General features: G+C 69.3%; 6 protein-coding genes and 2 pseudogenes. 4 read left to right on the forward strand and 4 right to left on the reverse strand.

Going from position 1 to position 6,114, the window contains the following annotated elements:
* Positions 1–30: 30 nt before the first annotated feature.
* Together ASJ79_RS35155 and ASJ79_RS35160 are read right to left on the reverse strand one after the other, a co-directional pair.
* A pseudogene (locus ASJ79_RS35155) lies at positions 31–360 on the reverse strand (ATP-binding cassette domain-containing protein); the annotation flags it as partial.
* Between the two features lie 141 nt (positions 361–501).
* Positions 502–1,122: pseudogene (locus tag ASJ79_RS35160) on the reverse strand (DUF2232 domain-containing protein); the annotation flags it as partial.
* A 105-nt stretch (positions 1,123–1,227) separates the two neighbouring features.
* On the opposite strand from ASJ79_RS35160, the gene ASJ79_RS20000 reads away from it, so the two are divergent.
* Positions 1,228–1,668, forward strand: coding sequence for a MarR family winged helix-turn-helix transcriptional regulator (locus ASJ79_RS20000; protein ID WP_067958950.1), 441 nt, complete (start codon positions 1,228–1,230; stop codon positions 1,666–1,668).
* A gap of 37 nt (positions 1,669–1,705) precedes the next feature.
* Positions 1,706–2,920 carry an MFS transporter gene (locus tag ASJ79_RS20005; protein ID WP_067958954.1) on the forward strand — a complete coding sequence of 405 codons (1,215 nt, stop codon included), beginning with the start codon at positions 1,706–1,708 and terminating at the stop codon, positions 2,918–2,920.
* On the opposite strand, the gene ASJ79_RS20010 is transcribed toward ASJ79_RS20005, so the two are convergent.
* Complete coding sequence (locus ASJ79_RS20010) at positions 2,921–3,655, reverse strand: VIT1/CCC1 transporter family protein (protein ID WP_067958957.1); 735 nt, start codon at positions 3,653–3,655, stop codon at positions 2,921–2,923.
* Positions 3,656–3,756: 101 nt separating this feature from the next.
* Here ASJ79_RS20010 and ASJ79_RS20015 point away from each other — a divergent pair, with 101 nt between their 5' ends.
* Positions 3,757–5,718 carry an acyl-CoA dehydrogenase gene (locus tag ASJ79_RS20015; protein ID WP_067958963.1) on the forward strand — a complete coding sequence of 654 codons (1,962 nt, stop codon included), beginning with the start codon at positions 3,757–3,759 and terminating at the stop codon, positions 5,716–5,718.
* Positions 5,719–5,728: 10 nt separating this feature from the next.
* Here ASJ79_RS20015 and ASJ79_RS20020 read toward each other — a convergent pair whose 3' ends face one another.
* The gene (locus tag ASJ79_RS20020; protein ID WP_231750942.1) at positions 5,729–5,983 is read right to left on the reverse strand and encodes an LppP/LprE family lipoprotein; all 255 of its coding nucleotides are present in this window, start codon (positions 5,981–5,983) and stop codon (positions 5,729–5,731) included.
* Between the two features lie 6 nt (positions 5,984–5,989).
* Here ASJ79_RS20020 and ASJ79_RS35165 point away from each other — a divergent pair.
* On the forward strand, positions 5,990–6,114 hold a 125-nt coding region (locus ASJ79_RS35165; protein ID WP_369803724.1), incomplete at its 3' end, for a MoaD/ThiS family protein.

The following is a 6,114-nucleotide window of genomic DNA, read 5'->3' on the forward strand; positions in this document are numbered from 1 at the left end:
GTCGCGGGCCAGTGCCGCGGCGACCGCGAGCCGCTGCAGTTCACCGCCGGACAGTCCGCCGGTGTCCCGTTCGGCGAGCCCGTCGAGTCCCACCTCGGCGAGCAGCTGGTCCACGTCGATGGCCGTCCCCGGCGGCAGCCCCCACACCACGTCGTCGGCGACGCGGGTGCCCAGGACCTGACTCTCCGGATGCTGCATCACCACCGCCGTGCCACCGATCTTGCCCAGGCCGACCGCCCCCGGGCGTTCCACGGTTCCGGCGGTGGGTTCGCGCCCCGACAGCACCAGCATCAGCGTGGTCTTGCCCGAGCCGTTGGCACCGGTGACCGCCAGATGCTCACCGGGCCGCACCGCCAGCGTGACCGGGCCGAGCGCGTCGTGGTCGGCCTTGGGGTAGCGGAAGCGGACGTCGCGCAGCTGCAGCGGGACCGGGGCGATCGGGCCGGTGTCGGTAGAGGCTTCCAGCTTGTGGACGTCGGGCACGCCGAGCAGGCGACCCAGCACCCGCGACAGCGCCCACCAGCCGACGAGGCTGACGAACGTGATGCTGACGACCCCTGCGGCGAAGAACAGCAACGGCCAGTACTGGAGCGCGGTCGCAAAGTCCCGGGTGAGCCGTTCGGCGAGGGGCTCCATGCCCGGGACGCGCTCGACGACCGCCGCCAGACCGGTGACGTTGGCGGTGACCGATTCGAACATCAAATTCCGCAGGCGGCTCAGCACGGCCAGCGCGGCGACGACGACGAGACCGAACAGCGCACCGGCGATGAGCGCACAGCAGACGACCGTCGGGGTGCCGCGTCCGCGGCGTTTGACGATGCCGGTCAGCCCGCCGATGTAGGCGCAGTTCACCACGGTCATGAAGCCGCCCATCCCGGCGATCAGGAATGCGACGATCGCTCCGGCCACCGTCGCGGCGAGCAGGACCCGGAGACGGTAGCGGTAGGCCAACAGACCCATGGGCACGGTGCCCAGCAGGGACAGCCCGGCCGCGAACGGCACGACCACCGCGATGATCGCGATCGCCGCGCACAGCGCCGCCATCACCGAGGCGTGCGCCAGTTCGACCGGTCGGAGCGGTCCGGTCCGTCGAAGGACGCGCTCCGGGCCGACCGATGTCATCACACGATTCTGCCAGCCGCCCCGCCACCGACCGACGGCCCGGGCTGTGACCGGTGCCACGACACGCCCATAGTTACATAGCCCCGCCTATGTAACTATGGGCACATGTCGACGACGCTCGGTTCAGATCTGCTCGCGGTGGTGGCCCGGATCAACCGGCTCGCCAACCAGCGCGTCCGCATGCCCGTCCCGTTCGCACAGGCGCGTCTGCTGTCCACGATCGAAGACCGGGGTGAGGCCCGGATCTCCGACCTGGCCGCGCTCGACCACTGTTCCCAACCGACGATGACCACCCAGGTGCGCCGCCTCGAGGACGCCGGCATGGTCACGCGCGCGGCCGACCCGAACGACGCGCGCGCCGTGTTGATCCGCATCACCCCTGAAGGCGTCGCCGCGCTGCGGCAGGCGCGCGCGGACCGCGGCGCGGCGATCGCACCGCATCTGGAGCGCCTGAGCGATGCCGAGCGCGAGACGCTGGCCGGGGCCGTGGACATCATGCGCCGGCTCATCGAGGACGCGACGACGCAGAGCCCGGCGGCACGCTGATTTGAGCCATTCCATCGGCTCTCTATATAGTTTCCCTATGCTTCGTTCCCAACCCAAAGCCGTCTGGGCGGTGGCGTTCGCCTCCGTCGTCGCCTTCATGGGCATCGGCCTCGTCGATCCGATCCTGAAGCCGATCGCCGACAATCTGAACGCCACGCCGTCGCAGGTCTCGCTGCTGTTCACCAGTTACATGGCGGTGATGGGCCTGGCAATGCTGGTCACCGGCGTGGTGTCCAGCCGGATCGGCCCGAAGCGCACACTGCTGCTGGGCCTGGTCATCATCATCGCCGGCGCCGGCCTGGCCGGGCTGAGCGATTCGGTGACGGGCATCGTCGGCTGGCGTGCGCTGTGGGGGCTGGGCAATGCGCTGTTCATCGCGACCGCGTTGGCCACCATCGTCAGCTCGGCACGCGGTTCGGTGGCGCGGGCGATCATCCTCTACGAGGCCGCGCTCGGCGTCGGCATCGCGGTGGGTCCGCTCGTCGGCGGCCTGCTCGGGTCGATCTCGTGGCGCGGCCCGTTCTTCGGGGTCTCGGTGCTGATGGCCGTCGCGCTCGTCGTGACCGCGTTCCTGCTGCCGGCCACCCCGCGCGCCGAACGCGCCACCACACTGGCCGACCCGTTTCGCGCGCTGCGCCACCGCGGACTGTTCGGCGTCTCGGTGACCGCGCTGCTGTACAACTTCGGGTTCTTCACCCTGCTCGCGTTCACCCCGTTCCCCCTCGACATGAGCGCCCACCAGATCGGACTGATCTTCTTCGGCTGGGGTGTCGCGCTGGCGGTCACGTCGGTGCTGGTCGCACCGCGGTTGCAGCGCCGGTTCGGCACGGTGCCGACGCTGCTGGTGAACCTGGCCGCGATGACCGTCACGCTGGTCGTGATGGCCGTCGGAACCGACAGCAAGGCCGTCCTGGCGACCTGTGTCGTGGTGGCCGGACTGTGGATCGGCATCAACAACACGCTGATCACCGAGACCGTGATGAAGGCCGCGCCGGTCGAGCGTGGCGTCGCGTCGGCGGCCTACAGCTTCATGCGGTTCGGCGGCGCCGCGGCCGCGCCGTGGCTGGCCGGCGTACTCGGCGAACAGGTCAACGTGCATCTGCCGTTCTGGGTCGGCGCCGCCGCCGTGCTGCTGGCCGCCGTGGTGCTCGCGCTGACGCGTAAGCACCTGACGCACATCGATGCCGAGGAGCCCGCGCTCGACGAGATCACCGATCAGGCCCGCGCGGTCACCGTGGGCAGCGACAGCTGATCAGGTGACCGCCACCCCGATCAGATAGCCGACGAAGTAGGTCAGTGCGATCGCGGCACCGCCGAGCAGCAGCTGCCGGGACGCCGCCCAGGCCAGCGGCTGCCGGGTGAACCGCGCCGCAACCCCACCGGCCAGCAGCAGCCCGGCGCCACCGCAGGCCAGTCCCGCCCACAGCGACGCGAACCCGAGCAGGTACGGGATCAGCGGGATCACCGCGCCGATCGCGAACAGGAAGAACGACGAGACCGCCGCCACCCACGGCGAGGGCTTCTCGCGCGGGTCGACCCCGAGTTCCTGGACCAGGTGGAAGTTCATCGCCTTGGTCTCGTCGCGGTGAATCTCGTCGGTGGCCTTGGCCGCCGTCTCCGGCGTCATCCCCATGTCGGTCAGCATCGCGGTCAACTCGGCGCGCTCGGCCTGCGGATGCTTGCGGAACGACCGGCGCTCCACGCGCACTTCGGATTCGATCTGTTCGTTGGCCGTCGTCACCGACGTGTACTCGCCCAGCGCCATCGAGAACGCCCCGGCCAGCAGGCCGGCGACCCCGCTGATCACCACGGTGTGCGCGTCGGCGCTGGCGGCCACACCTGCGATCAGTGCCGTGTTGCTCACCAGGCCGTCCATCGCGCCGAATGTCGCCGCGCGCAACCACCCTCCGGTCACATCGGCGTGCCGGTGATCGACGACGTGCGGCAGGCCGGTCGGTGACAGCGGCACATCGGAGGACGGTGGCATGGCTTGATTGAACACCCGCGCGGCGACGGTTCCCCAGTCAGGCTCACCTGGGTTTGACACATCACAGTTTGCGGCCCCGCCCAGCGGGCTACCGTCGAGGCATGACCACCACTGCGGAGCATCTGCGCAACTCGCTGGACGGCCGCTTCCGGGAGGTGAAGAACCGAATGCGCCGGGAACTCAGCGACGAGATCTTCCGGCCGCACTACACCCCGAACACCGTCATCGCGCGCACGAAAGTGGCCGAGCAGTTGAGGATCATGGCCGCCCGCGGTGCCGCCGAGGACGGGTTCAAGAAGGAGCACGGCGGCAACGGCGACGTCGGCGCCGCGGTCACCCAGATCGAGATGCTCGCGATGAGCGACCTGTCGTTGATGGTCAAGGCGGGCGTGCAGTGGGGCCTGTTCGGCGGCGCCATCGAGAATCTGGGCACCAAGCGCCACCACGAGGCCTACGTCAAGAAACTGATCGACCTCGAACTGCTCGGCTGTTTCGCGATGACCGAGACCGGCCACGGCAGCGACGTGCAGTCCCTGGAGACCACGGCCACCTACGACCCGGCCACCCAGGAGTTCGTGATCGACTCCCCCACCCCGACGTCGCGGAAGGATTACATCGGCGGTGCAGCCGAAACCGCCCGGGTGGCAGCGGTTTTCGCTCAGCTGATCACCCCGGACGGGGTGCAGCACGGGGTGCACTGCTTCGTGGTGCCGATCCGTGACGACGACGGCGACGACCTGCCGGGTGTGACGACGTCGGACTGCCACTACAAGGGCGGACTGCCCGGCGTCGACAACGGCCGCATCCAGTTCGACAACGTCCGGGTACCGCGGGAGAACCTGCTCAACAGGTACGCCGACGTGGCCCCGGACGGGACGTACAGCTCCCCGATCGAGAACCCCAACCGCCGCTTCTTCACGATGCTGGGCACCCTGATCCGCGGCCGGGTCACCGTCGGCGGCAGCGCCGGCGCCGCCGCGCGCGTCGCGCTCGACATCGCGACCCGGTATGCGTTGCAGCGCAGGCAGTTCTCCGACCCGGACGGCGGCGAGGTGCTGCTGATGGACTACCTCGTCCACCAACGCAGGCTGTTCCCGTTGATCGCGCGGTCCTACGCGCTGCAGTTCGCGCAGAACGAGTTGGTGGCCCGGTGCCACGAGCTGCAGACCGCCGAAGACCCGGATCCCGAGGAGCAACGGGAACTCGAATCCCGCGCCGCCGGTTTGAAGGCCGCCAACACCTGGCACGCCACCCGCGCGATCCAGGAGGCACGCGAGGCGTGCGGCGGCGCAGGCTACCTCGCCGAGAACCGGCTGATCGCGCTGAAGGCCGACACCGACGTGTTCACCACGTTCGAGGGTGACAACCACGTGCTGACCCAGTTGGTGGCCAAGGAACTGCTGACCGCCTACGCCGACGACATCAAGGGCATGAGCCCGGTCGAGTGGGTGCGCTTCGCAGCCAACTTCGCCGGTGAGCGGGTGCTCAAACGCACTGCGGCACAGACGATCATCCAGACCATCCTGGACACCCGGCAGGACAACGAGGAGGAGGGCAGCCTCTTCAACCGCGGCACCCAGGTCCAGATGTTCGAGGACCGCGAGGAGTACATGCTCTCGTCGGTGGCGCGGCGGCTGCAGGGCAAGTCCAAAGAGATGGGTGCCTTCGATGCGTTCAACTCGGTGCAGGACCATGTGCTGCACACCGCGCAGGCACACATCGACCGAATCATCCTGGAAGCGTTCGTGGCCGGCATCGACGCCTGCGAGGACGACGAGGCGCGCGAGATCCTCGGCATGGTGTGTGATTTGTACGCGCTGTCGGTGATCGACCAGGACAAGGCCTGGTTCGTCGAGCACCGGTTCCTGTCCACCGAGCGCGCCAAAGCCGTCACCCGCGGCATCAACGACCGGTGCAGGCGGTTGCGCCCGTACGCCGAGATGCTCGTCGACGGGTTCGGCATCCCCGAACAGCTGCGCTACGCCGAGATGCTGCACCCCGAGCGCATCCCCGACGCCGACGAGCACACCCCACAGGACGCCACCAGCGCGGGGACGATCTAGCCGCGGACGCTCAGGGGCCCGGGATCGGCCCCAGCACGGTCAGCCGGCCGTCCTCGATGGTGACGGTGACCGACCCGATACCGGTCGGGCAGCACGCTTCGTCCTGCCCCTGGCGCCACTGGTACTGCACGGCGGCGTCGTGCTCACCCTGCGGCGTGACGGTGATGTAGGGCCGCGGGTCCATCGTCGGTGAGCCGATCGGCTCGCCATCGTCGAAGAACAGCACCTGCTGGGGGCTGTCGGGTTGCTCGCCGGCGGTGACCACGGCCCACTGCAGCCGGCAGTCGGCGGCGCTGCCGCGGCCGGTTTCCCCGAGAAGGGCATCGCGGTGGCGGTGGACTGGTCGGTGATCCCGCGGTCGCAGTGGGACACCGCGCTGAGCGACGGAGCGAAGAT

This window comes from Mycobacterium sp. NAZ190054 (assembly GCF_001545925.1).
Taxonomy (GTDB): domain Bacteria; phylum Actinomycetota; class Actinomycetes; order Mycobacteriales; family Mycobacteriaceae; genus Mycobacterium.